The organism is Pseudomonas sp. PONIH3, from assembly GCF_002934345.1.
GTDB lineage: Bacteria > Pseudomonadota > Gammaproteobacteria > Pseudomonadales > Pseudomonadaceae > Aquipseudomonas > Aquipseudomonas soli.
In genome coordinates, this window is record NZ_CP026386.1 from 4,109,724 (window position 1) to 4,136,192 (window position 26,469).

The 26,469-nt window shown below is 64.2% G+C and carries 25 protein-coding genes; 19 read left to right on the top strand and 6 right to left on the bottom strand.

All coding sequences use genetic code 11. From position 1 onward, the window contains the following. Positions 1-20: 20 nt before the first annotated feature. A complete protein-coding gene (serA, locus tag C3F42_RS19080; RefSeq protein ID WP_023629826.1) occupies positions 21-1,250 on the bottom strand; it encodes a phosphoglycerate dehydrogenase in 1,230 nt (409 codons plus the stop codon). 170 nt (positions 1,251-1,420) lie between these two features. Here serA and C3F42_RS19085 point away from each other — a divergent pair, with 170 nt between their 5' ends. From C3F42_RS19085 to C3F42_RS19100, 4 genes are all read left to right on the top strand, one after another. Next, positions 1,421-2,818: an FAD-binding oxidoreductase gene (locus C3F42_RS19085; RefSeq protein ID WP_094010971.1), complete on the top strand. Its 1,398-nt coding sequence runs from the start codon at positions 1,421-1,423 to the stop codon at positions 2,816-2,818. A gap of 25 nt (positions 2,819-2,843) precedes the next feature. Beyond that, on the top strand, positions 2,844-3,509 hold the full coding sequence (locus C3F42_RS19090) for a fumarylacetoacetate hydrolase family protein (protein ID WP_046853765.1): 666 nt from the start codon (positions 2,844-2,846) through the stop codon (positions 3,507-3,509). A gap of 105 nt (positions 3,510-3,614) precedes the next feature. Further along, on the top strand, positions 3,615-4,535 hold the full coding sequence (locus C3F42_RS19095; RefSeq protein ID WP_104444756.1) for an SdiA-regulated domain-containing protein: 921 nt from the start codon (positions 3,615-3,617) through the stop codon (positions 4,533-4,535). Positions 4,536-4,621: 86 nt separating this feature from the next. Next, positions 4,622-5,521: an SdiA-regulated domain-containing protein gene (locus C3F42_RS19100; RefSeq protein ID WP_094010973.1), complete on the top strand. Its 900-nt coding sequence runs from the start codon at positions 4,622-4,624 to the stop codon at positions 5,519-5,521. A 119-nt stretch (positions 5,522-5,640) separates the two neighbouring features. Here C3F42_RS19100 and rpiA read toward each other — a convergent pair whose 3' ends face one another. Continuing rightward, positions 5,641-6,315 carry a ribose-5-phosphate isomerase RpiA gene (gene rpiA / locus C3F42_RS19105; RefSeq protein ID WP_038707000.1) on the bottom strand — a complete coding sequence of 225 codons (675 nt, stop codon included), beginning with the start codon at positions 6,313-6,315 and terminating at the stop codon, positions 5,641-5,643. A gap of 134 nt (positions 6,316-6,449) precedes the next feature. Between rpiA and ilvA the strand changes: the two genes are divergently transcribed. From ilvA to ptsP, 4 genes are all read left to right on the top strand, one after another. Continuing rightward, positions 6,450-7,964 (top strand): threonine ammonia-lyase, biosynthetic, encoded by a 1,515-nt coding sequence (gene ilvA, locus C3F42_RS19110; RefSeq protein ID WP_038706999.1) that lies wholly within the window; start codon positions 6,450-6,452, stop codon positions 7,962-7,964. 79 nt (positions 7,965-8,043) lie between these two features. Next, a complete protein-coding gene (locus tag C3F42_RS19115; protein ID WP_104444757.1) occupies positions 8,044-8,469 on the top strand; it encodes a DUF2269 family protein in 426 nt (141 codons plus the stop codon). Between the two features lie 240 nt (positions 8,470-8,709). Continuing rightward, positions 8,710-9,189: an RNA pyrophosphohydrolase gene (locus C3F42_RS19120; RefSeq protein WP_028688498.1), complete on the top strand. Its 480-nt coding sequence runs from the start codon at positions 8,710-8,712 to the stop codon at positions 9,187-9,189. A 22-nt stretch (positions 9,190-9,211) separates the two neighbouring features. Further along, positions 9,212-11,485, top strand: coding sequence for a phosphoenolpyruvate--protein phosphotransferase (gene ptsP, locus C3F42_RS19125; RefSeq protein WP_046853769.1), 2,274 nt, complete (start codon positions 9,212-9,214; stop codon positions 11,483-11,485). Between the two features lie 87 nt (positions 11,486-11,572). On the opposite strand, the gene C3F42_RS19130 is transcribed toward ptsP, so the two are convergent. Then, complete coding sequence (locus C3F42_RS19130; RefSeq protein ID WP_104444758.1) at positions 11,573-12,319, bottom strand: NRDE family protein; 747 nt, start codon at positions 12,317-12,319, stop codon at positions 11,573-11,575. 131 nt (positions 12,320-12,450) lie between these two features. Here C3F42_RS19130 and C3F42_RS19135 point away from each other — a divergent pair, with 131 nt between their 5' ends. Genes C3F42_RS19135 through C3F42_RS19145 form a run of 3 tightly spaced genes read left to right on the top strand, consistent with a single transcriptional unit; the run spans position 12,451 to position 15,078 of the window. Beyond that, positions 12,451-13,233, top strand: a complete 783-nt coding sequence (locus tag C3F42_RS19135) for a sulfite exporter TauE/SafE family protein (protein WP_104444759.1) — start codon at positions 12,451-12,453, stop codon at positions 13,231-13,233. A 16-nt stretch (positions 13,234-13,249) separates the two neighbouring features. After that, complete coding sequence (lgt, locus tag C3F42_RS19140; RefSeq protein ID WP_023630701.1) at positions 13,250-14,059, top strand: prolipoprotein diacylglyceryl transferase; 810 nt, start codon at positions 13,250-13,252, stop codon at positions 14,057-14,059. 47 nt (positions 14,060-14,106) lie between these two features. Continuing rightward, positions 14,107-15,078: a thymidylate synthase gene (locus C3F42_RS19145; protein WP_023630700.1), complete on the top strand. Its 972-nt coding sequence runs from the start codon at positions 14,107-14,109 to the stop codon at positions 15,076-15,078. Positions 15,079-15,117: 39 nt separating this feature from the next. On the opposite strand, the gene cadR is transcribed toward C3F42_RS19145, so the two are convergent. After that, complete coding sequence (gene cadR / locus C3F42_RS19150; RefSeq protein WP_023630699.1) at positions 15,118-15,561, bottom strand: cadmium resistance transcriptional regulator CadR; 444 nt, start codon at positions 15,559-15,561, stop codon at positions 15,118-15,120. A gap of 111 nt (positions 15,562-15,672) precedes the next feature. Between cadR and C3F42_RS19155 the strand changes: the two genes are divergently transcribed. The 8 genes from C3F42_RS19155 to C3F42_RS19190 all read left to right on the top strand — a co-directional run bounded on the left by C3F42_RS19155 (position 15,673) and on the right by C3F42_RS19190 (position 24,301). After that, positions 15,673-17,916 (top strand): heavy metal translocating P-type ATPase, encoded by a 2,244-nt coding sequence (locus C3F42_RS19155; RefSeq protein ID WP_104444760.1) that lies wholly within the window; start codon positions 15,673-15,675, stop codon positions 17,914-17,916. 30 nt (positions 17,917-17,946) lie between these two features. Continuing rightward, positions 17,947-18,816: a LysR family transcriptional regulator gene (locus tag C3F42_RS19160; protein WP_094010978.1), complete on the top strand. Its 870-nt coding sequence runs from the start codon at positions 17,947-17,949 to the stop codon at positions 18,814-18,816. A gap of 217 nt (positions 18,817-19,033) precedes the next feature. Continuing rightward, positions 19,034-20,092 (top strand): putative 2-aminoethylphosphonate ABC transporter ATP-binding protein, encoded by a 1,059-nt coding sequence (locus tag C3F42_RS19165; protein WP_094010979.1) that lies wholly within the window; start codon positions 19,034-19,036, stop codon positions 20,090-20,092. A 1-nt stretch (position 20,093) separates the two neighbouring features. Further along, positions 20,094-21,818 carry a putative 2-aminoethylphosphonate ABC transporter permease subunit gene (locus C3F42_RS19170; RefSeq protein WP_104444761.1) on the top strand — a complete coding sequence of 575 codons (1,725 nt, stop codon included), beginning with the start codon at positions 20,094-20,096 and terminating at the stop codon, positions 21,816-21,818. Positions 21,819-21,848: 30 nt separating this feature from the next. Then, positions 21,849-22,871: a putative 2-aminoethylphosphonate ABC transporter substrate-binding protein gene (locus C3F42_RS19175; protein WP_094010981.1), complete on the top strand. Its 1,023-nt coding sequence runs from the start codon at positions 21,849-21,851 to the stop codon at positions 22,869-22,871. 83 nt (positions 22,872-22,954) lie between these two features. Continuing rightward, positions 22,955-23,500, top strand: a complete 546-nt coding sequence (locus C3F42_RS19180; RefSeq protein ID WP_094010982.1) for a phosphonate degradation HD-domain oxygenase — start codon at positions 22,955-22,957, stop codon at positions 23,498-23,500. Positions 23,501-23,678: 178 nt separating this feature from the next. Beyond that, positions 23,679-23,870 (top strand): type II toxin-antitoxin system HicA family toxin, encoded by a 192-nt coding sequence (locus C3F42_RS19185; protein ID WP_023630583.1) that lies wholly within the window; start codon positions 23,679-23,681, stop codon positions 23,868-23,870. 17 nt (positions 23,871-23,887) lie between these two features. Then, positions 23,888-24,301, top strand: coding sequence for a type II toxin-antitoxin system HicB family antitoxin (locus C3F42_RS19190; protein WP_094010983.1), 414 nt, complete (start codon positions 23,888-23,890; stop codon positions 24,299-24,301). On the opposite strand, the gene C3F42_RS19195 is transcribed toward C3F42_RS19190, so the two are convergent. Further along, positions 24,302-25,681 (bottom strand): ATP-binding protein, encoded by a 1,380-nt coding sequence (locus C3F42_RS19195; protein WP_104444762.1) that lies wholly within the window; start codon positions 25,679-25,681, stop codon positions 24,302-24,304. It abuts the gene before it with no gap. 1 nt (position 25,682) lies between these two features. After that, positions 25,683-26,402: a response regulator gene (locus C3F42_RS19200; protein WP_023629985.1), complete on the bottom strand. Its 720-nt coding sequence runs from the start codon at positions 26,400-26,402 to the stop codon at positions 25,683-25,685. Between the last annotated feature and the right edge of the window lie 67 nt (positions 26,403-26,469).

Below are 26,469 nucleotides of genomic sequence, written 5' to 3' on the forward strand. Positions count from 1 at the left end.
TCTTCATGCAGCCGGCAAACTCAGAACAGTACGCGCGAGCGAATAGTGCCCTTCACATGCTGCAGTTTTTCCTGGGCCAGATCGGAGTACTCGGCATCGACGTCGATGACTACGTAACCCACTTTTTCGTCGGTCTGCAGGAACTGACCGGAGATGTTGATACCGTTCTCGGCGAACACCTTGTTGATCTCGCTGAGCACGCCCGGGATGTTTTCGTGGATGTGCAGCAGGCGGTGCTTGCCCGGGTGGGCCGGCAGCGCGACCTCCGGGAAGTTGACCGACGACACCGAGGTCCCGTTGTCGCTGTACTTGACCAGCTTCTCGGCAACTTCCAGGCCGATGTTAGCCTGGGCTTCGGCGGTGGAACCACCGATGTGCGGAGTCAGGATCACGTTGTCCAGGCCGCGCAGCGGGCTCTCGAACTCTTCGTCGTTGGAGCGTGGCTCGACCGGGAACACGTCGATGGCGGCGCCGATCAGGTGCTTGTCCTTGATCGCGGCGGCCAGGTGGTCCAACTCGACCACGGTGCCACGGGCGGCGTTGATCAGGATCGCGCCTTTCTTCATCGCACGGATTTCCTTCTCGCCGATCATCCACTGGGTGGACGGCAGCTCAGGAACGTGCAGCGAGACGATGTCAGCCAGGCCCAGCAGTTCGTTCAGGCTGGTGACCTGGGTGGCGTTGCCCAGCGGCAGCTTGGTCAGCGGGTCGTAGAAGTAGACCTGCATGCCCAGGCCCTCGGCCAGCACCGACAGCTGGGTACCGATCGAGCCGTAGCCGACGATGCCCAGTTTCTTGCCGCGGATCTCGAAGGAGTTGGCCGCGCTCTTGATCCAGCCACCGCGGTGGCAGGAGGCGTTCTTCTCGGGGATGCCGCGCAGCAACAGGATGGCTTCGGCCAGCACCAGTTCGGCCACCGAACGGGTGTTGGAGTACGGTGCGTTGAACACCGCGATGCCGCGGTTGCGGGCCGCGCTCAGGTCGACCTGGTTGGTGCCGATGCAGAAACAGCCGACCGCAACCAGTTTCTTCGCACAGTCGAAGACCTCTTCGGTCAGCTGGGTGCGCGAGCGGATGCCGATGAAGTGGGCATCGGCGATCTTTTCCTTCAGCTCTGCATCCGGCAGCGAGCCAGTGAGGTACTCGATGTTGCTGTACCCGGCAGCCTTGAGGATATCCACCGCATTCTGGTGGACGCCTTCAAGAAGAAGGAACCTGATCTTGCTCTTGTCGAGAGAAGTCTTGCTCATCTGCGTAAACCTGTATCCCGGAGAAAAATGGCGAGGGGGGTGAAGCGGCGCGGCGTCGGCCTTAGCACGAACAGCGGGAGGGCTATGCTAGCATACGCGACACAATCTGAGCCCATCCCGACAGGTGAAGCGTGCTCAGGGTGACTATGAATAAGTCGAGAGTTCCAGCGATGACCCAGTCCGTGGTAATTGATGAACTGATGACCCTGGTCGACCCTGGCAAGGTCCTCACCGACCCAGCCTCGCTCGATGCCTACGGCAAGGACTGGACCAAGCACTACCCGCCAGCGCCCAGCGCGATCGTCTTCCCTAAAACCATCGAGCAAGTCCAGGCCATCGTGCGCTGGGCCAACCGGCACAAGGTCGCCTTGGTGCCATCGGGCGGGCGTACAGGGTTGTCGGGCGCTGCCGTGGCCGCCCATGGCGAGGTGGTGGTCGCCTTCGACTACATGAACCAGATCCTCGCCTTCAATGAGTTCGATAGAACCGTCGTGTGCCAGCCGGGCGTGGTAACCCGGCAGCTTCAGCAGTTCGCCGAGGATCAGGGGCTGTACTATCCGGTGGACTTCGCCTCCTCCGGTTCCAGCCAGGTCGGCGGCAATATCGGCACCAATGCCGGCGGGATCAAGGTGATTCGCTACGGCATGACCCGCAACTGGGTGGCCGGGCTGAAGGTGGTCACCGGCAAGGGCGAGCTGCTCGAGCTGAACAAGGACCTGATCAAGAACGCCACCGGCTACGACCTGCGCCAACTGTTCATCGGCGCCGAAGGCACCCTGGGGTTCGTGGTGGAGGCGACCATGCGCCTGGACCGTGCGCCGCGCAACCTTACGGCGATGGTGCTGGGCACGCCTGACTTCGACGCGATCATGCCAGTGCTGCACGCCTTCCAGGGCAAGCTCGACCTCACCGCCTTCGAGTTCTTTTCCGACAAGGGCCTGGCCAAGATCCTCGCCCGGGGTGATGTGCCCGCGCCATTCGAAACCGACTGCCCGTTCTATGCCCTGCTGGAGTTCGAAGCCAGCACCGATGAGGTGGCCAACGAAGCCCTGGCCACCTTCGAGCACTGCGTCGAGCAGGGCTGGGTGCTGGACGGGGTGATGAGCCAGAGCGACACCCAGCTGAAGAACCTGTGGAAGCTGCGCGAGTACCTGTCCGAGACCATCTCCCACTGGACACCGTACAAGAACGACATCTCTGTCACCGTCTCGAAAGTGCCGGCGTTCCTGCGCGACATCGACGCCATCGTCGGCGAGCATTATCCCGACTACGAGGTGGTCTGGTACGGCCATATCGGCGACGGCAACCTGCACCTGAACATCCTCAAGCCCGACCATATGAGCAAGGATGACTTCTTCGCCTCCTGCGCCAAGGTCAACAAGTGGGTGTTCGAGATCGTCGAGCGTTACAACGGCTCGATCTCCGCCGAGCACGGCGTGGGCATGACCAAACGCGATTACCTGGGCTACAGCCGCTCACCGGAAGAAATCGCCTGCATGAAGGCGATCAAGGCGGTGTTCGACCCGAACGGCATCATGAATCCGGGTAAGATCTTCGCTCCCGAATAAAAAGCAGTGTTCACAGGAGTCGGCCATGAGTTACCAGCACCAGTACGTAGACGGCACGCGCATCCACTTCCCGCTGGGCAAGGTGGTGTGCATCGGCCGCAACTACGCCGAGCATGCCAAGGAACTGGACAACCCCATCCCCAGCGAGCCGCTGCTGTTCATCAAGCCCGGCAGTTGCGTGGTGCCCCTGGAAGGTGGTTTCAAGATTCCGACCGAGCGTGGCTCGGTGCACTACGAGGCGGAAATCGCGGTGTTGCTGGGCAAGCCGTTGTCGACCAAGCCGACCGAGGAAGAGGTGCTCGACGCCATTTCCGGCTATGCCCCGGCTTTGGACCTCACCCTGCGTGACCTGCAGAGCAAGCTGAAGGAAAAGGGCCTGCCGTGGGAGCTGTGCAAAAGCTTCGATGGTGCTTGCGTGCTGCCGCCGTTCGTCTCGGCAGGGGCTTTCGAGGACGTGAAGGACATCGGCATACGCCTGACCATCAACGGCGAGGTGCGCCAGGACGGCAACAGCGCGATGATGCTCAACCCCATCGTCCCGATGATCCAGCATATGGCCGCGTGTTTCTCGTTGCAGGCGGGTGATGTAATCCTCACCGGCACCCCGGCGGGCGTGGGGCCGTTCGAGGTTGGTGACGAGCTGGTGCTGGAGCTTCCAGGTGTCAGCCGGTTCGAGAGCCGGGTGCTCTGACCCACAGGTTCGCGCCTTTCCTACAAAAAGTGCAGAGACGTTTACCGTTTTTTCACACCCTTTGCGGATAATGCGCGAACCTACGCCTACCCTCAGGACCCTTGCATGCCCTTTCCTTCCCGCGCCTCCGTGTCCCCCAAGCGCCCGTTCTACCGGCGCTGGCCGTTCGGCCTGGCAGCAGCAGCGGTTATCGGCTATGGCGTCATCTCGGCCATGCACTGGGACGACCGCGGCCTGCTGTGGATAAAGGAAGGTTTCGAAAGCCAGGCTGAACGCCAGGAAAGCATCTGGCTGCCCAGCTACGTGGTCGACATCGATGCCAAGCCGTTGCCTGGTATGGAGCGTGACGAGGCGTCGGACCTGGCGTTCAACCCGCACACCCGGTCGTTGTTCGCAGTCATGGGAAAGCACCCGTTCCTGGTCGAGCTCACCCTCGATGGCGATGTGCTGCGCAAGATCCCCCTGGTGGGCTGGTCCAATCCGGAAGGCGTGGCGATACTCGAGGATGGCCAGATCGCCATCGTCGACGAGCGCAACCATGACCTGACGCTGGTCAAGGTGGATGCCGCCACCACCTCGCTGAACCGTGCCGACTACCAGTCCCATGACCTGGGTGAAGCGGATGAGGGCAACAAGGGCTTTGAAGCCATTGCCTGGGACCTGATGCGCCAGCGCCTGGTCATCGGCGCCGAGCGTCCGCCCAAAATGTTCACTTGGGGCACTGATGGCCGTAGCCCGCTGAAGGGCGAGAAGCAGCCGCTGGCCAGCGACGAACTGGACCTGCGCAACTTGTCCGCGCTGGGTATCGACCCGCGCACGGGGCATCTGCTGGCATTGTCGGCAGACTCCAACATGCTGCTCGAGCTTGACGAAAAAGGTGAGCAGGTCAGCTTCATGACCCTGCTGGGCGGGTTCAATGGCCTGGCTGACACCATTCCCCGGGCCGAGGGAGTGGCAATGGACGACCAGGGCAACCTGTACATGGTCAGCGAGCCGAATCTGTTCTATCGCTTCAAAAAGAACTGACCGATCAGACATTTCTGATGGTGGCATTAAGCTTTGCTTCAGTTGATAGTGGTTAGCTACGCGCTCCTATTGCCGAGTCCGCCCGCATGCGCCGCCACGTTCGCCTGATCTTCGTCTTCTTCGTGTTTGTCTGCCTGCTCGTGCTGGGGGCTGCCGGGCATGAGTTCCGCTTGTTCGAGCGGGGCTGGTTCAACCTCAAGGCTTGGTGGCAGCCGGCCGAGCAGAGCATCGGCCTGGATCGTTACCAGGTGGTGCTTGAGGCCAGGCCTGTCGAGGGCCTGGACGACGACATCTCGGCGTTGACCTATGATCCCGACCGCAAGAGCCTGTTCACCGTCACCAACGCCCGGTCGGAGCTGATCGAGTTGTCGCTGGATGGCCGTATCCTGCGCCGTGTTCCGCTGACCGGCTTCGGTGACCCCGAGGCGGTGGAGTATGTCGGGCCCAACAGCTATGTGATCACCGATGAGCGTCAGCAGCGGCTGATTCGTGTGCGCCTGGACGATGACACCCTGTTTCTCGATGCCGCCGACGCAGAGCAGTTGTCCCTGGGCATAGGCCTGAATGGCAACAAGGGGTTCGAGGGGCTGGCCTACGACTCGGCAGGCAAGCGCCTGTTCGTGGCCAAGGAACGGGACCCGATGATGATCTACGAGGTGCACGGCTTTCCCCACGACAATCCCGACAAACCCTATGCCGTGCATGTGGTGCAGGATCGCAAGCGTGACCGGCGGTTGTTCGTGAGGGATCTATCGAGCCTGCAGTTCGACGAACGCAGCGGGCATCTGCTGGCGCTGTCCGACGAGTCGCGGCTGGTGCTGGAGCTTGATGTGAAGGGGCGGCCGCTGAGTACCTTGTCATTGCGCAAGGGGTTCCAGGGGTTGAAGCAGACCGTGCCACAGGCTGAGGGGATTGCGATGGATGACGCCGGGACCATCTACCTAGTCAGTGAGCCGAACCTGTTCTATGTGTTCAAGCAGCCTTGATGGGTTGAGAATGGCACTGGCTTCGCCGGTGCTCGCTTGCAAGCCAGCTCCCACAAGGCAGCGCGGACCCTGTGGGAGCTGGCTTGCCAGCGATTCGAGGGCGCAGCTCTCGCTGGCGATTACTCGGCCTTCAGGCTCTTCACGCCTTCAGCGGTACCCAACAACAGCACATCCGCCGGTCGCGCCGCGAACAGACCATTGGTAACCACGCCGACGATGGCGTTGATCTGGCTTTCCAGCTCCACCGGGTTGGTGATCTGCAGGTTGTGCACGTCGAGGATGACATTGCCGTTGTCGGTCACCACGCCTTCGCGGTAGACCGGGTCGCCGCCCAGCTTGACCAGCTGGCGCGCCACGTGGCTGCGCGCCATCGGAATGACCTCGACCGGCAGCGGGAAGGCACCCAGCACCGGCACCAGCTTGCTGGCGTCGGCGATGCAGATGAAGGTCTTGGCCACTGCGGCGACGATCTTTTCGCGGGTCAGGGCCGCGCCGCCGCCCTTGATCAGGTTGAGGTGGGCATCGCTCTCGTCGGCGCCGTCCACGTAGAACTCCAGCTCGCTGACGCTGTTCAGCTCGTAGACCGGAATGCCATGGCCCTTCAGGCGCTGCGCAGTGGCTTCGGAGCTGGCGACGGCGCCGTCGAAAGCGGTCTTGTGCTGGGCCAGGGCGTCGATGAAGAAGTTGGCGGTCGAGCCTGTGCCGACGCCGACGACGCTTTTTTCATCCAGCTTTGGCAGGATGAGGTCGACGGCGGCCTGGGCGACGGCCTGTTTGAGTTGGTCCTGGGTCATGCGGGCTCCGGGAGGGGCAGGGCGGATATCGAAAGTTGCCTAGTATAACGGCTCCGGCGGCTTTGCTGTGGTCGCCCGACGTGGCGCTGCGGTAGACTCCCAGCCCTTGTCCCGCGGCCCAGTGATGCTTTCCGATGCTCGAACAGTACGTCAAGAAGATCCTCACCTCGCGCGTCTACGACGTTGCTGTCGAAACCCCGCTGCACACTGCCGGGCAACTGAGCAAGCGCCTGGGCAACACGGTGCTGCTCAAGCGCGAGGACCTGCAGCCGGTGTTCTCGTTCAAGATCCGCGGGGCCTACAACAAGCTGGCGCAACTGAGCGCCGAGGAGCTGGCCCGTGGCGTGGTCACCGCCTCGGCCGGCAACCATGCCCAGGGCCTGGCACTGGCGGCGCGGGAGCTGGGTATCAAGGCGACCATCGTCATGCCCAAGACCACCCCGGAAATCAAGATCGAAGGCGTGCGCTCGCGTGGTGGCAAGGTGTTGTTGCATGGCGACAGCTTCCCCGAGGCGCTGGCCTACTCGCTGAAGCTGGTGGAGGAGAAAGGTTTCGTCTACATCCACCCCTACGACGACCCACACACCATTGCCGGGCAGGGCACGGTGGCCATGGAGATTCTGCGCCAGCACCCGGGCCAGCTAGACGCGATCTTCGTGCCGGTCGGCGGCGGCGGTCTGATCGCCGGTATCGCCGCCTACGTGAAATACCTGCGCCCGGAAATCAAGGTCATCGGCGTCGAACCGGACGATTCCAATTGCCTGCAGGCCGCCATGGCCGCCGGTGAGCGCGTGGTGCTGCCGCAGGTCGGGCTTTTCGCCGACGGCGTGGCGGTGGCGCAGATCGGCCAGCACACCTTCGATATCTGCCGCCACCACGTGGACGAGGTCATTACCGTCAGCACTGACGAGATCTGTGCCGCAATCAAGGATATCTACGACGATACCCGCTCGATCACCGAACCTGCCGGTGCCCTCGGCGTTGCCGGAATCAAGAAGTATGTCGAGCTCAAGGGTGTGGCCGGGCAAACCCTGGTAGCCATCGACTCGGGCGCCAACGTCAACTTCGACCGCCTGCGGCATGTGGCCGAGCGCGCCGAGCTGGGCGAGAAGCGCGAGGCGATCATCGCCGTGACCATCCCCGAGCGCCCTGGCAGCTTCAAGGCCTTCTGCGAGGCCATCGGCAAGCGCCAGATCACCGAATTCAACTACCGCAAGCACACCTCCGACGAGGCGCACATCTTCGTCGGCGTACAGACTCACCCGGAAACCGACCCGCGTGCGGCATTGGTACAGCAGCTGACGGAGCAAGGTTTCCCAGTCACCGACCTGACCGACAACGAACTGGCCAAGCTGCATATCCGTCACATGGTGGGTGGCCACTCGGCCGGGGCCAGCGATGAGATGGTGCTGCGTTTCGAGTTCCCGGAGCGGCCCGGTGCCCTGTTCAACTTCCTCAACAAGCTGGGCGGGCGTTGGAACATCTCGATGTTCCACTATCGCAATCACGGCGCCGCCGACGGGCGCGTGGTCGCGGGCCTGCAGGTGCCGGAGGAGGAGCGTCACCTGGTGCCGGCAGCCTTGGCCAAGATCGGCTATCCATACTGGGACGAGACCGAGAACCCGGCTTACCGGCTATTCTTGGGCTGAACACGCTTCACCTCGCGGGGGCGGGCCTGCCCCGCGATGAGGCCGAAAGCGAAAAAGCCTGCTGAAGGATGATTTTCACATGGAACACCTGACCACCCTCAAGACCCTGCACATCCTCGCCACGGCCCTGTTGCTGCTTGGCGCCCTGGGCCTGGCGGGCTGGACCTGGCATGCCCGGCGCAAGGGCGATGGCGAGGCCTACGGCAAGTTGTTGCGCCGGCCGCTGGTGTTCGTCTGGCTGCTGATGGGGCTGTGCCTGCTTAGCATGCCGTTCACCGGCTGGTGGCTGGTGCACCTGGTCGGCTGGCCGCTGGGGCAGACCTGGGTGCTGGCCTCCAGCGTCATCTATACCCTTGGCGCGTTCGCCGTGTGGTGGCTGGTGGCGCGCCTGAACCGGCTGCGCAAGGCCGAAGTCGTAGGCTTGAAGTTCACCCTGGCGCTGGCGGTGTTCAGCGGTGTGTGCTTCCTGTCCATCGCCGGCCTGATGGGCGCCAAGCCGGTCTGATGACACTCGTCAGCCTGCTCCCATTGGCAAACTCTGGGAGCGGGCTGGCCCCGCGAGAGGCTGACGCAGTCGCGTCACCTTGCCTTCACGCAAACCCGGTATACCAGTGCCACGCCCGGTGTGGCGACGCTCGCTCAATACGCAGTCTTCACCTCGCCGCAGATAAGCTTGGCGGGCGCGTTGCTGCGCGCTCAGGCTTTGTGGAACAATGCGGCGACATGCGTTTGCGAGGTTGCTGCCGTGATCGACCCGGATGGTTTTCGCCCCAATGTCGGGATCATTCTCACGAATGATGCCGGGCAGGTGCTATGGGCTCGGCGGATCAACCAGGATGCCTGGCAGTTTCCCCAGGGTGGCATCAACCCTGATGAAACGCCGGAAGATGCCCTGTACCGCGAGCTGAACGAAGAAGTGGGCCTGGAACGCCAGGATGTGGAAATACTTGCCTGCACCCGTGGCTGGTTGCGTTATCGTTTACCCCAGCGCCTGGTGCGCACCCACAGCCAGCCGCTGTGTATCGGCCAGAAACAGAAGTGGTTCCTGTTGCGCCTGGTGAGCAACGAGCAACGGGTGCGCATGGACCTGACCGGCAAGCCGGAATTCGATGGCTGGCGCTGGGTCAGCTACTGGTATCCGCTGGGCCAGGTGGTGACATTCAAGCGCGAGGTGTACCGCCGCGCACTGAAAGAGCTAGCCCCGCGCCTGCTGACGCGCGACTGACGACGGAGTCCGACCCCGAGCCATGCTCAATACGCTGCGCAAGATCGTCCAGGAAGTGAACTCCGCCAAAGATCTCAAGACGGCGTTGGGTATCATTGTCTTGCGCGTAAAGGAGGCGATGGGCAGCCAGGTCTGCTCCGTCTATCTGCTTGACCCGGACACCAACCGCTTCGTGCTGATGGCCACCGAGGGCCTGAACAAGCGTTCCATCGGCAAGGTCAGCATGGCCCCTAATGAAGGCCTGGTCGGCCTGGTGGGTACCCGCGAGGAGCCACTGAACCTCGAGAACGCGGCCGACCACCCCCGTTACCGCTACTTCGCTGAAACCGGCGAAGAGAAATTCGCTTCCTTCCTCGGCGCACCGATCATTCACCACCGCCGTGTGGTGGGTGTCTTGGTCATCCAGCAAAAAGAGCGCCGCCAGTTCGACGAAGGCGAAGAGGCTTTCCTGGTCACCATGAGCGCGCAGCTCGCCGGGGTTATCGCCCACGCCGAGGCGACGGGTTCGATCCGTGGCCTGGGCCGTCAGGGCAAGGGCATCCAGGAAGCCCGTTTCGTCGGGGTGCCGGGTTCTCCGGGCGCCGCAGTCGGTCGATCGGTGGTGATGTTGCCGCCCGCCGACCTGGAGGTGGTGCCGGATCGCACTGTCGAGGACATCGACAACGAACTCAAGCTGTTCAACAATGCCCTGGAGGGCGTGCGCGAGGACATGCGCAAGCTGTCGGCCAAGCTTGCCACCCAGTTGCGTCCCGAAGAGCGTGCGCTGTTCGACGTGTACCTGATGATGCTCGAGGACGCCGCCCTTGGTGGCGAGGTGGTCGAGGTCATCAAGACCGGCCAGTGGGCCCAGGGCGCCTTGCGCCAAGTGGTCGGCGAACACGTCAATCGCTTCGAGCTGATGGATGACGACTACCTGCGCGAGCGGGCATCGGACGTCAAGGACCTGGGCCGGCGCCTGCTCGCGTACCTGCAGGAGGCCCGTTCGCAGTCACTGGTCTACCAGGACAACACCATTCTGGTCAGTGAAGAACTGACCCCCGCCATGCTCGGCGAGGTGCCGGAGGGCAAGCTGGTGGGCTTGGTGTCGGTACTCGGCTCGGGTAACTCCCACGTGGCGATCCTGGCCCGGGCCATGGGTATCCCCACGGTCATGGGGGTGGTCGACCTGCCTTACTCGAAGGCCGATGGCATCGAGATGATCGTCGACGGCTACAAGGGCGAAGTCTTCACCAACCCCGGCGAAGTGCTGCGCAAGCAATACAGCGACGTGGTCGAGGAAGAGCGCCAGCTGGCCAAGGGGCTCGATGCCCTGCGCGAACTGCCGTGCATCACCCCGGACGGCCACCGCATGCCGCTGTGGGTCAACACCGGCCTGCTCGCCGATGTGGCCCGCGCCCAGCAGCGCGGCGCCGAGGGCGTGGGTCTGTACCGCACGGAAGTACCGTTCATGATCAACCAGCGCTTCCCCAGCGAAAAGGAGCAGCTGGCGATTTACCGCGAGCAGTTGCAGGCGTTCCATCCGCTGCCGGTGACCATGCGCAGCCTCGACATCGGTGGCGACAAGTCGCTGTCGTATTTCCCGATCAAGGAAGAAAACCCGTTCCTCGGCTGGCGCGGCATCCGTGTGACTCTCGACCACCCGGAAATCTTCCTGGTGCAGACCCGCGCCATGCTCAAGGCCAGCGAGGGCCTGAACAACCTGCGCATCCTGCTGCCGATGATTTCCGGCATCCATGAGCTTGAAGAAGCCCAGCACCTGATCCACCGCGCCTGGGGCGAAGTGCGTGACGAAGGCACCGATGTGCCGATGCCGCCGGTAGGGGTGATGGTGGAGATCCCCGCCGCGGTGTACCAGACCCGCGAACTGGCGCGGCAGGTCGATTTCCTTTCGGTCGGCTCCAACGACCTCACCCAGTACCTGCTGGCCGTGGACCGCAACAACCCACGGGTCGCCGATCTGTACGACTATCTGCACCCGGCGGTGCTGCAGGCCCTGCAGACGGTGGTCAGCGTGGCCCACGAGGAAGGCAAGCCCGTCAGTATCTGCGGCGAGATGGCCGGTGATCCGGCTGCGGCGATCCTGCTGATGGCCATGGGCTTCGACAGCCTGTCGATGAACGCCACCAACCTGCCGAAGGTGAAGTGGATGCTGCGCCAGATCAACCTGAGCAAGGCCAGGGAGCTGCTGGCCGACGCCATGAGCCATGACAACCCGCAGGTTATCCACAGCTCGTTGCAGCTGGCGCTGAAGAATCTCGGGCTGGCGCGGATGATCGGGCCGAACAAGACCCTCTGATCGCCTGTACCGACCTCATCGCGGGCTCCGAAGCAAAGCTGTTGGTGCGAGCCCGTGGGAGCGGGCTTGCCCCGCGATGAGGTCTAATCAGATCTCCAGGCTAACCTCGCCCAGATGCCCACCAAACGGCCCGAAACTGCGTTCGATCATGCGCCGCCGGCCTTGGTCATCGACAATCAGCACCGTACTCGCCCGCGTCCCATAGTTCTGGCTGGCGATGAACACGCTCGACAGCAGCCGCTCGGTGGCCAGCCCCACGCCGGTCTCGGGCAGTTCGCCGGCCGGTGCGGGCTGTGCATCGCCCAGCAGCGTCAGTAGCTGCTGTGGGTCAGCGTTCTCGAGCAATCCCTCAAGCCCGCTGCGAGCCTTCAGCAGCTTCGGCCACGGCGTATCCAGTCCGGCATTCGACAGCCCGTACACCCCCGGTTCAAGCAGGCGTGGTGCCGGCTCGCGGGCATGCAGGTAGCCCAATCGCTCGCCATCGCCGACCAGCAGGTTGAACCCCGAGTACTGGTCACTGCGGCTGGCCACCTGGTCCAGATAGGCCTCGACCCCCAGTTCGCCCTGCAGATAGGCCGCCACCAGTTCACCGCGGGACCGTGGCCCCAACGGCTGGCGTGGATCACGGATATTGGTCAGCGCCGCAAAGCGCCCGTTCGGCCCGACACCCAGCCAGGTGCCACCGGCTTCCAGGTCACGCCCGGCGTGCACGCCCGGGGCGTCCTCCCAATTGCCCAGGGCCTGGGTCGGCCGCGCGTAGAACTCATCACGGTTGGCCGCGACGATCAGTGGTCGGGCTGTCCCCGGCCGCCAGGCGAATACGATCAGGCACATAGGTTGTCCCCTGTGTTTTCGGCCACTCTACCCGCGCCGCCGGCCGCTATCCACCATCTGACACAGAGTTCACTAGAGCGCCGGGCGTGGCTTCCGTTACCATGCCAGATTGTTTTCCACTGGGGCCACGAATGGAATTCGCTCTCTATCTGCTGTTGGGCGCCTGCGCCGGCGTGCTGGCCGGGCTGTTCGGCGTCGGTGGCGGCATCATCATCGTGCCGGTGCTGGTGTTCAGCTTCACCTTGCAGGGCTTCGACCCTTCGGTGCTGACCCACCTGGCGGTCGGCACCTCGTTGGCGACAATCGTCTTCACCTCGATCAATGCCGTGCGCGAGCACCAGCGCAAGGGCGCGGTGCAATGGCCGATCTTCGCCTGGATGACCGTGGGCATCCTGCTCGGCGCGTTGGTCGGGGCCAAGACCGCCTCGCTGATACAGGGCCCGATGCTGCAGAAGATCATCGGTGTGTTCGCCCTGGTGATCGCCGCGCAGATGGCCCTGGATTTCAAGCCCAAGGCCAGCCGCGGCATTCCCGGCAAGCCCGGCTTGACCGCCGCGGGCGGGGTGATCGGCTGGGCCTCGGCCATTTTCGGTATTGGCGGTGGCTCATTGACCGTACCGTTCCTCACCTGGCGCAGCCTGCCCATGCAGCAGGCCGTGGCGACTTCGTCGGCCTGTGGCCTGCCGATTGCCTTGGCCAGTGCCTTGGGCTTCATGTGGCTGGGTTGGCACGAGGAACACCTGCCGGCCCACAGCCTGGGCTACGTCTATCTTCCGGCGCTGGTCGGCATCGCCGCCACCAGCATGTTCTTCGCCCGCTACGGCGCGCGTCTGGCGCACAAGCTGTCGCCGCGCGTGCTCAAGCGTCTGTTCGCCGCGCTGCTGTTCTGCGTCGGACTCAGCTTCCTTATCTGAACCTAGAGGAAAGACAATGCTGCCTTACCCGCAGATCGACCCGGTGGCCGTGGCCCTCGGTCCACTGAAAATCCACTGGTACGGCCTGATGTACCTGATCGGCATCGGCGGCGCCTGGCTGCTGGCCTCGCGCCGGTTGAACCGCTTCGACCCCACCTGGAGCCGCGAGAAGCTTTCCGACCTGGTGTTCTGGCTGTCGATGGGCGTGATCGTCGGCGGGCGCCTGGGTTACGTGCTGTTCTACGACCTGCACCAGTACCTGGCCAACCCGACGCTGATCTTCGAGGTGTGGAAGGGCGGCATGTCGTTCCACGGTGGCTTCATCGGCGTGATGCTCGCCGCCTTGTGGTTCGGCAAACGCAACAACAAGTCGTTCTTCGAGCTGATGGACTTCGTCGCGCCGCTGGTGCCGATCGGCCTTGGCGCTGGGCGTATCGGCAACTTCATCAACGCCGAACTGTGGGGCAAGGCCACCGACGTGCCGTGGGCAATGATCTTCCCGCCGTTCAGTGACCCTGCGCAATTGCCGCGTCACCCGTCGCAGCTGTACCAGTTCGCCCTCGAAGGTGTGGCATTATTCGTCATCCTTTGGCTGTACTCGCGCAAGCCGCGCCCGACCATGGCCGTTTCCGGCATGTTCGCGCTGTTCTATGGCATCTTCCGCTTCATCGTGGAGTTCGTGCGCGTACCCGACGCACAGCTCGGCTACATCGCCTTTGGCTGGTTGACCATGGGTCAGTTGCTCTGCGTACCGATGATTCTCGGCGGCATCTTCCTGATCTGGTGGGCCTACAACCGTAAACCGTCGGCCAAGGCCACCGTCTGATTTCCACGGCAGGGGCGCTCCCCTGCCGTTCTTGTTACAGGTAAGCCATGAAACAGTATCTAGACCTGGTCCGTGACGTCATAGACAACGGCACGCTGCAGGAAAACCGCACCGGTATCCGCACCATCAGCCTGCCCGGTGCCATGCTCAAGTTCGACCTGCAGAAGGGCTTTCCGGCCATCACCACGCGCAAACTGGCGTTCAAGTCGGCGATTGGCGAGATGGTCGGCTTCCTGCGCGGCGTGAAGAACGCCGGCGAGTTCCGCGAGCTGGGCTGCAAGGTCTGGGACCAGAACGCCAACGAAAACGCCCAGTGGCTGGCCAACCCGTTCCGCCAGGGGCATGACGACCTCGGCGAAATCTACGGCGTGCAATGGCGCCAGTGGCCCGGCTACAAGCGTATCCCGCTGAGCAACCCGGCCGCCATCGAGATGGCCGAGAAGGCCGGTTTCCGCCGTATCGCCCAGGACGAGGAGGACGGCCAGGCGTTCGTCATCCTCTACAAGGCCATCGACCAAGTGCGCCAGTGCCTGGACACCATCGCCAACGACCCGGGCAGCCGGCGTATCCTGTTCCACGGCTGGAACTGCGCCCAGCTCGACGAGATGGCCCTGCCACCGTGCCATTTGCTGTACCAGTTCCACCCGAATGTCGAAACTCGGGAAATCTCCCTGACCCTCTACATCCGCTCCAACGACCTGGGCCTGGGCACGCCGTTCAACCTCACCGAAGGTGCCGCGCTGCTGTCGCTGTTCGGCCGCCTGACGGGCTACACCCCGCGCTGGTTCACCTACTTCATCGGCGATGCCCATGTGTACGAAAACCACCTGGATATGCTGGGCGAGCAGATGAAGCGTGAACCGCTGGCGGCACCGAAGCTGGTGATCAGCGACCGCGTGCCGGCGTTTGCCGAGACCGGCAAGTACGAGCCGGAGTGGCTGGAGAAGATCGAACCGAGCGACTTCTGGCTGGAAGGCTACGAGCACCATGCGCCGATGACGGCGCCGATGGCGGTCTAACTCAAGGAAGTGGGGGGGGCGCAAAGCGGCCCCAAGTCTCTAATGCCCGTGGCTGCGCCCCACATGGGAATGCTCGATCTCCGGCACCGACACCGCCCCATTCGTCTCCAACTGCTGCAAGATCGCGCACTCCGCCCCCTGCGCATTGCACTGCTGCCGCAGTTCCACCAGCTGCGCCTGCAGTGCCACCAGCCCATCGATCCTCGCCTGCACATGCTCGATATGCTCGTCGATCAGCGCGTTGACGCTGCCGCATGAGCCATCGGGGCTGTCGCGCAGGTTCAACAGGCTACGGATCTCGTCCAGGGTCATGTCCAAGGTGCGGCAGTTGCGGATGAAGGTCAGGCGCTCGACGTGGGCCTGGGTGTAAAGCCGGTAGTTTCCATCGCTGCGGGCAGGTTCCGGCAGCAGCTGTTCGCGCTCGTAGTAGCGGATGGTCTCCACGGCGCAGTCGGTGGCCTTGGCCAGTTCTCCGATCTTCATGGCAAATCTCCTGCAAAGGGCTTGACCCTATAGTGGCTACAGGGTGTTCACTTGGCAACAACCCACTCTGTGGATCTCTACAGAGGCCAGCGCTCAGTTAAGGATGATTCCATGAACCAGCCTGTCAGCCCCGACCGCAAGCATGATCACGCCCATGACCTCGATCATGGCCACGCGCCCCACGCCCACGGCTGCTGCGCCAGCAAGGGCGCCCCGGCCCTGGTGCAACTGACCGAAAAGGCCAGTGGCCAGGCGCAGCTCAGCCGCTTCCGCATCGAGGCCATGGACTGCCCTACCGAGCAGACCCTGATCCAGGACAAGCTCGGCAAGCTGGCCGGCATCGAGCAACTGGAATTCAACCTGATCAATCGTGTGCTCGGCGTGCGCCATACGCTCGAGGGCACCTTCGAGATCGAGCGGGCCATCGATAGCCTGGGCATGAAGGCCGAACCCTTGGCCGCCGAGGATGATGGCGCCGCCAGCGCGCCCCAGGCCAGCAAGACACGCTGGTGGCCGCTGGCGCTGTCCGGTGTTGCGGCGATCGCCGCCGAAATCGTGCACTTCTCCGGCAAGGCACCGGAGTGGGTGGTCGCCGCGCTGGCCCTGGCGGCCATCCTCGGCTGCGGCCTCGGTACCTACAAGAAGGGCTGGATTGCCCTGAAAAACCGCAACCTCAATATCAATGCGCTGATGAGTATCGCCGTGACCGGCGCGGTGCTGATCGGCCAGTGGCCGGAAGCGGCCATGGTCATGGTGCTGTTCACCGTTGCCGAACTGATCGAAGCCCGTTCCCTGGACCGCGCGCGCAATGCCATCGGCGGGTTGATGCAGCTGGCCCCGGACATGGCCACCGTGCAACAGGCTGATGGCCAGTGGCGCGAGGTAGAGGTGCGCGAGGTGGCAATCGGCGCACGGGTGCGGGTGCGCCCAGGCGAGCGCATCGGCCTGGACGGCGAGGTGGTCAGTGGCCAGTCCAGTGTCGACCAGGCGCCGATCACCGGTGAAAGCCTGCCGGTCGAGAAGTCGGTCGGCGACAAGCTGTTCGCCGGCACCATCAACCAGGCCGGCGCGATGGAGTACCGCGTCACGGCCGCCGCCGGTCAATCGACCCTGGCCCGCATCATCAAGGCCGTCGAAGAAGCCCAGGGCGCCCGTGCGCCGACCCAGCGCTTCGTCGATCAGTTCTCGCGCATCTACACCCCGGTAGTGTTCGCGGTAGCGCTCGCCGTGGCGCTCATCCCGCCACTGTTCATGGCCGGTGCCTGGTTCGACTGGATCTACCGTGCCCTGGTGCTGTTGGTGGTGGCCTGCCCGTGCGCGCTGGTGATCTCCACCCCGGTGACCATCGTCAGCGGCCTGGCCGCGGCGGCACGCAAAGGCATCCTGATCAAGGGCGGTGTGTACCTGGAGGGCGGGCGCAAGCTGGACTTCCTGGCCCTGGACAAGACCGGCACCATTACCCACGGCAAGCCGGTGCAGACCGACAGCAAGGTGCTCGACCCACTGTTCGAAGGGCGCGCCCAGGCGCTGGCCGCGAGCCTGGCCGCCCGTTCCGACCACCCGGTGTCGGGTGCCATCGCCCTGTTCGCCAGGGGCCAGGATCTGGTTCTGAGCGAAGTCACCGAGTTCGCCGCCCTGGCCGGTCGCGGTGTGCGCGGTGATATCGAGGGCCAGACCTACCACCTGGGCAACCATCGCCTGGTGGAAGAGCTCGGCCTGTGCTCCCCGGAGCTGGAAGCGCAACTGGATGTGCTGGAGCGCCAGGGCAAGACCGTGGTGCTGCTGCTCGACCGCTCCGGCCCGTTGGCGTTGTTCGCCGTGGCCGACACGGTCAAGGACAGCAGCCGCCAGGCCATCGCCGAGCTGCACGAGCTGGGTATCAAGACGGTCATGTTGACCGGCGACAATCCCCACACCGCCCAGGCCATTGCGGCCCAGGTGGGGATCGACCGTGCCGAGGGCAACCTGCTGCCCGCGGACAAGCTCGCCAGCATCGAGAACCTGTACGCCCAGGGGCATCGTGTCGGCATGGTCGGCGATGGCATCAACGACGCGCCGGCCCTGGCCCGCGCCGAGATCGGCTTTGCCATGGCCGCCGCCGGTACCGACACCGCCATCGAGACCGCCGATGTGGCGCTGATGGACGACGACTTGCGCAAGATCCCGGCCTTCGTCAGGCTGTCGCGCCAAAGCGCGGCGATCCTCACCCAGAACATCGTGTTGGCCCTGGGGATCAAGGCAATCTTCCTGGCTATCACCTTCGCCGGCATGGCCACCATGTGGATGGCGGTATTCGCCGACATGGGCGTGAGCCTGCTGGTGGTGTTCAACGGTCTGCGCCTGTTGCGCAAATAACGCCTGTGGCGTGAAAAAGAGGTTCTGCCAATGCTGAGCGCCGAGCTCAAAGCCTTCTACATGGTGGCCCGCCTGGGCAGCATCACCCTGGCGGCGAAGAAGCTCGGGCTCAGCCAGCCCACGGTGACCACGCAGATCCGCAACCTCGAGGGCCAGTACAACGTCGAGTTGTTCTACCGCGGCGGCCGGCGCCTGGTGTTGAGCGAGGAGGGCGTGCGCCTGCTGCCGATGGTCAAGGCGCTGCTGCAACAGGAAGCCGAAATCGAGTTCGAGTTGCGCAACAGCGGCCAGGCTCAGGGCAGCCTGCGCATCGCCGCTACCGCGCCGTACTACATCCTCGACCTGGTGAAGATCTTCCGCGAGCGCCTGCCACAAGTGGAGGTGGCGGTGGAGATCGGTAACTCGCAGCAGGTGCTGCAAATGCTCGAGGACTACCGGGTGGATATCGCCGCCTCGTCACAATTGCTCGAAGACGCACGCCTGGTACGCCGGGTGCTGGGCACCGACCCGTTGGTACTGGCGGTGCACCGCAATCATCCCTTGGCCCAACGCCAGGCGGTGTCGATCGAGGTGGTGGCCGGGCATTGCCTGCTGATGCGCGAAAAGGGCTCGACCACCCGCAAGCTCACCGAGCAGATGATGCAGGACGCCGGGGTTAAAGCCGGGGCGCTCTTGGAGATAGGCAGCCGCGAGTCGATCCGCGAGGCGGTGCTGCGCAACATTGGCATCAGCATCATTGCCCGACATGAGGTGCCGCATAACCCCGAGCTGCGGGTGCTGGCGCTGGACGACGCACCGGTGATGCACGAGTACCTGTACTGCCTGAAGGAGCGGCGCCAGGCGCGGTTGCCGGCGGCGTTCCTGGGGGTGGCGCAGGAGGTGGTGGGTTCGCAATTCTGACAGTTCTCTACTGGTTGCACCGGCCTCATCGCCGGCAAGCCGGCCCCCACAGGGTTGGCGCCGACTTGCTTTTGTGGGAGCTGGCTTGCCAGCGATAGGGCCCTCAAGGCCACTACAAAATCTGCCTATACCACTATCGCCGGCTTTTGCCCCAACGCCACGGAACCTTCGCACAGCCTGCCTAGCATGGCCCACATCGCTTCGATGAGGACCTGCCATGAACCACGTCACCCCGGGCGCACAGATGAAAGTGCGCGGCATCCACAAACGCTTTGGCGCTTTCACCGCGCTCAACAACGTGTCCCTCGACATCGCCGCTGGCGAGCTGGTGTGTCTGCTCGGTCCCTCGGGCTGCGGCAAGACCACGCTGCTGCGTTGCATCGCCGGCCTCGAGCGCCAGGACCGCGGCACGCTGTACATCGGCGACCGCGATATCTCCGAGCTGCCGCCCCAGGCCCGTGACTACGGCATCCTGTTCCAGTCCTACGCACTGTTCCCCAACCTCACCGTTGAAGCCAACATTGCCTATGGCCTGACCGGCGGCAACCGCGAGGCCTCGCGCCAGCGGGTGAGCGAGATGCTCGAGCTGGTGGGCCTGGCCGGCAGTGAGAAGAAATACCCCGGCCAGCTCTCCGGCGGCCAGCAGCAGCGCGTGGCCCTGGCCCGCGCCTTGGCGCCGTCGCCCTCGCTGCTGCTGCTCGACGAACCCATGTCGGCCCTCGACGCCCGTGTTCGCGAGCACCTGTGCACTGAACTGCGCCAGCTGCAACGCCAGTTGGGCATCACCACGCTGATGGTCACCCACAACCAGGACGAAGCCATGCTGATGGCCGACCGCATCGCCGTGATGAACAACGGCCAGGTCGAGCAGTACGCCAGGCCCCAGGAAATCTACGACCAGCCGGCGACACCCTTCGTCGCTGAGTTCGTCGGCCAGGGCAACTGGCTGCCGTTCCAGCGCAGCAGCAATAGCCACGCCCAGGTCGGCGGCATGCACATGCGCCTGGCCGACAACGCCAGCACCGTCAGCAGCGGCCGACTGTTCTGCCGGCCCGAGGCGATCACCGTCAACCCGGTGGTGCACGAGGAGAACCTGTTCCCGGCCAAGGTTCGGGAAGTCACCTTCCTCGGCAATCGCTGCCGCATGAGCTTCGAGCTCGAAGCCCTGCCGGGCCATGCGCTGCTCGCGGAGCTGGCGCCCGAAGCCATGCCGCGCCTGGGTTCGCAGGATATCTGGGTGGCCCTGCCGCCGCAGAGCCTGCAGGTGTTCGCCTGAGATGGCCGCGCCCATGACCCTGCCGCTCACTCACGGCAACGACAGGCCACGCAACGGCGTCGCCCTGGGGGATCGACTGTTCGTCGTCGGTGGCAAGAGCCTGTTGCTGAGCCTGCTGGTGCTGGCGGTGCTGCTGCCGTTGCTGGCGATCTTCTGGCGTGGCTTCAGCGCTGAAGCCGGGCAGGGCGGGGGGCTGCTGGCCGCCCGCGAACTGTTTGCCAGCGCGAACTTCCACTGGCTGCTCGGCAACAGTCTGTCGGTAGCCCTCACCGTTGCCGCCATCGTTGTGCCGCTGGCCTACCTGTTCGCCTATGCCCTGCAACGCACGTTGATCCCGGCCAAGGGGCTGTGGCGTGGCATTTCGCTGCTGCCGTTGCTGGCGCCGTCGATGCTGCCGGCGATCGCGCTGGTCTATCTGTTCGGTAACCAGGGCCTGCTGCGCGGGCTGCTCAGCGACAACATCTACGGCTTCTGGGGCATCGTGCTTGGCGAGGCCATCTACACCTTCCCCCATGCGTTGATGATCCTGCTCTCGGCGCTGTCACTGGCCGATGCACGACTGTTCGATGCCGCTTCGAGCATGGGTGCCGGACCTGCCCGGGCATTCTTCAGCATCACCTGGCCGGCCACGCGCCAGGCGGTGTTCGCGGCGTTCTGCCTGGTGTTCACCCTTACCATCACCGACTTCGGCGTGCCGGTAGTGGTCGGTGGTGATTACCAGGTGCTGGCGCTGGAAGCCTACAAGGCGGTGGTCGGCCAGCAGCAGTTCGGCCGTGGTGCGCTGATCGGCATGGTGCTGCTGGTGCCGGCGCTGCTCAGTTTTGCCGTGGATGCCTGGCTGCGCCGCCGCCAGGGCGAGGCCATGAGCGGCCGCGCCCAGGTGTTCGAGCCGAAGCCTTCGAAGCTGCGTGATGGCTGCTACCTGGCCATCGTGTTGCTTGTCTGCGCGGCGCTGCTGGCGGTGATAGGCATGGCGGTGTACTCGTCGCTGGTCAAGTTCTGGCCGTACAACCTGTCGCTGTCGCTCAAGCACTACATGTTCGAAGACACCGCTGGTGGCGGCTGGCTGGCCTATCGCAACAGCGTGACCATGGCCATCGGCACCGCGCTGATCGGCAGCGTGGTGATCTTCACCGGTGCCTACCTCATGGAGAAGACCCAAGGCCAGCGCCTGCTCAATCAACTGCTGCGCCTGCTCAGCTTCATCCCCATGGCGGTGCCTGGCCTGGTGCTGGGCCTGGGCTACGTGTTCTTCTTCAACCTCAACGGCAACCCGTTGCACGTGTTCTACGGCAGCATGGCGCTGCTGGTGGTGTGCACCATCTCCCACTACCTGACCACCGCGCAGATGACCGCCACCACCGCCCTGCGCCAGCTCGACGGTGAGTTCGAAGCCGCCGCGCTGTCACTCAAGGCGCCGCTATACAAGCACTTCGTGCGGGTCACCGTGCCGATCTGCCTGCCGACGCTGCTGGACATCATCCGCTACCTGTTCGTCTCGGCGATGACCACGGTGTCGGCGGCGATCTTCCTCTACAGCCCCGACACCATCCTCGCCGCCGTTGCCGTGCTGAACATGGATGACGCCGGCAACGTTGGCGGCGCCGCTGCCATGTCGACCCTGATCCTCTTGACCAGCGCCGCCGCCTCCCTGCTGTTGGCCGGCGCTTCGCGCGGCCTGCTACGCCGCTCCCAGGCCTGGCGCCAACGCGCCCCCGGCTATTGACCTACTGCCCACACCGATAGGAACCGCATCATGTTCAAGCCCCTTGCACTTGCCGCTGCCGTATCCGCCGTGTTCAGCCTGCAGGCTTCGGCCGCCACCCAGCTGACTGTCTACACCGCCCTGGAGGCCGAGCAGCTCAAGAGCTACAAGCAGGCCTTCGAGAAGGCCAACCCGGACATCGAGATCAAATGGGTGCGCGACTCCACCGGCATCATCACCGCCAAGCTGCTGGCTGAAAAAGAGCGCCCACAGGCTGACGCCGTGTGGGGGCTGGCGGCCTCCAGCCTGGCCATCCTCGACCAGAACGGCATGCTCGAAGCCTATGCGCCGAAGGACCTGGGCAAGATCTCGCCCAACTACCGCGACGCCGCCAATCCGCCGGCCTGGGTAGGCATGGACGTGTGGGCCGCGACGATCTGCTTCAATACCGTCGAGGCCGAGAAGCAGGGCCTGAGCAAGCCGGTGAGCTGGCAGGATCTGACCAAGCCTGAGTACAAGGGCAAGATCGTCATGCCCAACCCGGCCTCGTCCGGTACGGGCTTCCTCGATGTGAGCGCCTGGCTGCAGACCTACGGCGAGCCTCAGGGCTGGGCCTACATGGACGCACTGCACCAGAACATCGGCCAGTACGTACATTCCGGCTCCAAGCCATGCAAGCTGGCGGCAGCAGGTGAATTCCCGATCGGCATCTCGTTCGAGTACCCGGCCGTGCAGCTCAAGCGCCAGGGCGCACCCCTGGACATCGTCCTGCCCAAGGAGGGGCTGGGCTGGGAGATCGAGGCCACGGCGCTGATCAAGGGCTCGCCGAAAGCCGATGCCGCCAAGCGCCTGGCCGACTTCTCCGCCAGCCCTGCCGCCATGGAGCTGTACAAGGAGAACTTCGCGGTGCTCGCCGCCCCCGGCATCGCCAAGCCGCAGACCGAACTGCCGGCCGACTATGAGCAGCGCCTGATCAAGAACGACTTCGCCTGGGCCTCGAAGAACCGCGACCAGATTCTCGCCGAGTGGCGCAAACGCTACGACGGCAAGTCGGAGAAAGTCGCCCAGCAGTAAGGCCCTCATCGCGGGGCAAGCCGGCTTCTATACTCAAGCTGCCCCGCGATGGCGTCAGACCAGGCAACGCAGGAGCCCACGCAATGCCAACTTCTTCCCGGATCATCGACGACACCTTCGCCTTGTACGAGCGTCATGGCAGCGCCGACTATATCGGCGAGGCCATCACCCAGATCGAGCACATGTCCCAGGCAGCCCAGCTCGCCATGGCCGAAGGCTACGACGACGAAGTGATTCTGGCCGCCTTCTTCCATGACATCGGCCACCTGTGCGAGGGCGAGGACATGGGCGGTTATGGCGTTGTCAGTCATGAGCGCATCGGTGCCGAGTATTTGCGCCGGTGTGGTTTCAGCGAGCGGCTGGCCAGGCTGGTGCAGTATCACGTCGAGGCCAAGCGCTACCTGACCTTGCGCCAGCCCGGATACTACGATCGTTTGAGCGAAGCCAGCCGACGCACCTTGGCGTACCAGGGTGGGATGATGAACGATGCCGAAGCTGATGCGTTCGAGGCCGACCCGTTGTTCAGGGTCAGCCTGCGCCTGCGCGAGTGGGACGAGATGGCCAAGCGGGTAGGGGTGCCGGTGATGGATCTGCAAGTGTTGAAGGCAAAGGCATTGGCCGTGCTCTGAACTATCTGGCGACTCTCCCTGCTGCAAGATCCCGCATCACTTCTCCCGGTGCTTGCTCCGTTCCTCTCCCCATACTTCTCCTCCTGGCAGCCGCTTGTCGTAATGGTGGGTATGGTGTTGATAATTGTCTGTTGGTGGTTATACTAACCACCAATCGGCCGGCCCAAGGAATGGGTGAATGAACAGCCGTGAAATGATTGCTGTGATCGAGGCGGATGGCTGGTATCTGGTGCGCTCCAAAGGCAGCCACCATCATTTCAAGCATCCTGAAAAAGCCGGGCTGGTCACCATCCCGCATCCCAGGAAAGACCTGCTGCCCGCGACTGCGGCCAGCATCCTGCGCCAGGCACGCATCTGCTACGCCAGCTGACGAGGAGACTCATCACCATGTTGTTCCCTATCGCGATCCTCCCCGGTGACGACCAGCACGCCTGGGGCGTGGAAGTCCCGGATATCCCTGGCTGCTTTTCGGCGGGCGAAGACCTCGACAACGCCATCGCCATGGCGCGTGAAGCGATCGAAGGCCACCTCGAACTCCTGGCCCAGGACCAGCAGGAAATCCCCAGGGCCAGCAAGGTCGGCGTGCATGCGGCCAACCCCGCCTATGCCGGCTGCACCTGGGCACTGATCGATATCGACATCACCCGCTACCTGGGCAAGGCCGAGAAGCTCAACATCACCTTGCCGGCGTACCTGCTCACCCGCATCGACAGCTACGTACAGAACCACCCGGAGCACAAGAGCCGTTCGGGCTTCCTGGCCGAGGCGGCGCTGAGGATCCTGCAGGGTGATGGCAAATGATCAGGCGATATTGCCCCTGGGCAATCGTACGCTGACCCGCAACCCGCCCCCTTGGCGGTTCCTCAGCTGCAGTTCGCCGCCATGGCTGGCAACGATGCGCTGGGCGATGCTCAGCCCCAGCCCATAGCCGCCAGAGGCCTGGTTGCGTGAGTCCTCGCCGCGCACGAAAGGCTCGGTGACAGTCGCCAGCAAGCCCGGGTCGATGCCCGGGCCGCGATCGTCGATGTGGATGTACCCATCGGTTGGCGTGCTTTCCAGCACCACCGCGACTTCCCTGGCATAGCGCAGGGCATTGACCAACAGGTTTTGCAGGCACCGTTGCAGTAGCAGGGCATCTACCTGGGCCTGGCCCACCTGGCCATGGATCGATAATGGCTCTTCGGCGTTGGCCAAATCCGCGCATTGGCGTGCCACCAGGCGGTCGAGGTCGACCGTTTGCAGGTTCTGCTGCTCGCCCGCCCGCAGGTAGTCGAGCACCTGGCCGATCATGCCGTCCATCTGTGCGATGTTCTGGCGCAGGCGCTCCTTGTATTCGCTGTCCTCCAGCCGTTCCAGGCGCAGGCGCATGCGCGTCAACGGCGTACGCAGGTCGTGGGACACGGCGGCGAGGAAGTAGGCCTTGTCGTTGACCATGCGGATCAGCCGTTGCTGCATGGCATTGAAGGCCTGGGCGGCGTGCCGCACTTCCTCGGGGCCGTCCAGCGGCAACGGCGCCTGTTCCAGATTGCCACCCAGGCCACGGGCGGCATCGGCCAGGCGGCGCAGCGGGCGCAGGCACAAGCGTACCGCCACCAGGCACACCACCAGCACGGCGGCGATGCGCAGGGCATAGACCCGCAGCAGGTAGTCGCTGATCAGCACCCATGCCGACTCGCCGCTCCAGCCCTGCAACTCCTGGCCATCGATGACCAGCCAGTGGCCATCGGCGAGGGGCACGGCAAACTCGATATGCGCCTGGGCGGTGCGCAAGCCGAACAGGCTGCGCCAGACGATGGGCTGGCCCAGTTCGTCGGTGAGCCGGACCTTGAGCAACCTCGGCCGCACATCGCCCCCCAATTCGTAGGCCAGTGCCTGATGCAGCAACAGCTCGATGCGCCGCCAGCCGCGCCGTTGGTCATGCTCACCCTCGGGCGGCGCTTCGGCGCAACGCAGCTGGTAGTGCTTCGGTACCTGGCGTGCCGTGCCATGGCAGTCGGCCTGGGCGATCAGGGGCGCGCTGCGCGCCGCGATCAACCGCACCGGCGCTTCCAGCACCTGGGCGAAGCGTACGTCGAACCAGATGCTGCTGGACATCAACTGGATCACCAGGGTGCCGCTGATCATGATCAGCAGCAGTTGGCCGAACAGCGTGCGCGGCCACAGCCGGCGAAGCAGTCGCACCTCAGGCGCCCAACGCTTCGCGGGCCAGGCTCAGCAGATAGCCTTCGTTGCGGATGGTGAGGATCTGCACGCCTTGGCCTGGCGCCCGGCGCAGTTGTTGGCGCAGGCGGCTGATGCACATGTCCACCGAGCGGTCGTCGGGCAGATGGTCGCGGCCGAACGCGCTGCGTGTCAGGTGGTCCCTCGAGACCACGCGGTTGTTGGCGTCCAGCAGTTCACGCAGCACACGGTAGTCGGAGCGTGGCAGGTTGAAGGCTTGGCCGTCAGGGTGAACGAGCAACCGTTTGACGTGATCGAGACGAAAACCCGCAAACAATTGTGGCTCGCTATCCGAAGTATCGGGCTCTACCTCCAGACGATGGGGGCGGCGCAACACAGCCTTGATCCGGGCGACCAGCTCGCGCGGCTCGAAGGGTTTGGCCAGGTAATCGTCGGCGCCTACTTCCAGGCCGATGATGCGGTCCAGAGTGCTGCCCCTGGCCGACAGCATCACCACCGCCAAGCCCGGCTGCGCCTGTAACTGCCGGCACAGGCTCAGGCCGTCCTCGCCGGGCAGCATCAGGTCGAGTACCACCAGGTCGACCTTGTGCCGGGTCAATTGCGCGTGCATCTGCTTTCCATCGACAGCAGCGAGAACCTGATAGCCGGCGTCCGTCAGGTAATCGCAGAGAAGTTCGCGAATCTCGTCGTCATCATCGACGACCAGCAAGGTGGTATTCATGGCTGTGGGTACCTGTGGAAAGAGGAACTGCGCTGCTCGTTACGTTCGATTACATCCCCATACAAGC

Excerpts from the sequence above, each read along its gene's own strand:
- serA (WP_023629826.1), bottom strand. The coding sequence starts at position 1,250 with ATGAGCAAGACTTCTCTCGACAAGAGCAAGATCAGGTTCCTTCTTCTT.
- C3F42_RS19085 (WP_094010971.1), top strand. The coding sequence starts at position 1,421 with ATGACCCAGTCCGTGGTAATTGATGAACTGATGACCCTGGTCGACCCT.
- C3F42_RS19090 (WP_046853765.1), top strand. The coding sequence starts at position 2,844 with ATGAGTTACCAGCACCAGTACGTAGACGGCACGCGCATCCACTTCCCG.
- C3F42_RS19095 (WP_104444756.1), top strand. The coding sequence starts at position 3,615 with ATGCCCTTTCCTTCCCGCGCCTCCGTGTCCCCCAAGCGCCCGTTCTAC.
- C3F42_RS19100 (WP_094010973.1), top strand. The coding sequence starts at position 4,622 with ATGCGCCGCCACGTTCGCCTGATCTTCGTCTTCTTCGTGTTTGTCTGC.
- rpiA (WP_038707000.1), bottom strand. The coding sequence starts at position 6,315 with ATGACCCAGGACCAACTCAAACAGGCCGTCGCCCAGGCCGCCGTCGAC.
- ilvA (WP_038706999.1), top strand. The coding sequence starts at position 6,450 with ATGCTCGAACAGTACGTCAAGAAGATCCTCACCTCGCGCGTCTACGAC.
- C3F42_RS19115 (WP_104444757.1), top strand. The coding sequence starts at position 8,044 with ATGGAACACCTGACCACCCTCAAGACCCTGCACATCCTCGCCACGGCC.
- ptsP (WP_046853769.1), top strand. The coding sequence starts at position 9,212 with ATGCTCAATACGCTGCGCAAGATCGTCCAGGAAGTGAACTCCGCCAAA.
- C3F42_RS19130 (WP_104444758.1), bottom strand. The coding sequence starts at position 12,319 with ATGTGCCTGATCGTATTCGCCTGGCGGCCGGGGACAGCCCGACCACTG.
- C3F42_RS19135 (WP_104444759.1), top strand. The coding sequence starts at position 12,451 with ATGGAATTCGCTCTCTATCTGCTGTTGGGCGCCTGCGCCGGCGTGCTG.
- lgt (WP_023630701.1), top strand. The coding sequence starts at position 13,250 with ATGCTGCCTTACCCGCAGATCGACCCGGTGGCCGTGGCCCTCGGTCCA.
- C3F42_RS19145 (WP_023630700.1), top strand. The coding sequence starts at position 14,107 with ATGAAACAGTATCTAGACCTGGTCCGTGACGTCATAGACAACGGCACG.
- cadR (WP_023630699.1), bottom strand. The coding sequence starts at position 15,561 with ATGAAGATCGGAGAACTGGCCAAGGCCACCGACTGCGCCGTGGAGACC.
- C3F42_RS19155 (WP_104444760.1), top strand. The coding sequence starts at position 15,673 with ATGAACCAGCCTGTCAGCCCCGACCGCAAGCATGATCACGCCCATGAC.
- C3F42_RS19160 (WP_094010978.1), top strand. The coding sequence starts at position 17,947 with ATGCTGAGCGCCGAGCTCAAAGCCTTCTACATGGTGGCCCGCCTGGGC.
- C3F42_RS19165 (WP_094010979.1), top strand. The coding sequence starts at position 19,034 with ATGAACCACGTCACCCCGGGCGCACAGATGAAAGTGCGCGGCATCCAC.
- C3F42_RS19170 (WP_104444761.1), top strand. The coding sequence starts at position 20,094 with ATGGCCGCGCCCATGACCCTGCCGCTCACTCACGGCAACGACAGGCCA.
- C3F42_RS19175 (WP_094010981.1), top strand. The coding sequence starts at position 21,849 with ATGTTCAAGCCCCTTGCACTTGCCGCTGCCGTATCCGCCGTGTTCAGC.
- C3F42_RS19180 (WP_094010982.1), top strand. The coding sequence starts at position 22,955 with ATGCCAACTTCTTCCCGGATCATCGACGACACCTTCGCCTTGTACGAG.
- C3F42_RS19185 (WP_023630583.1), top strand. The coding sequence starts at position 23,679 with ATGAACAGCCGTGAAATGATTGCTGTGATCGAGGCGGATGGCTGGTAT.
- C3F42_RS19190 (WP_094010983.1), top strand. The coding sequence starts at position 23,888 with ATGTTGTTCCCTATCGCGATCCTCCCCGGTGACGACCAGCACGCCTGG.
- C3F42_RS19200 (WP_023629985.1), bottom strand. The coding sequence starts at position 26,402 with ATGAATACCACCTTGCTGGTCGTCGATGATGACGACGAGATTCGCGAA.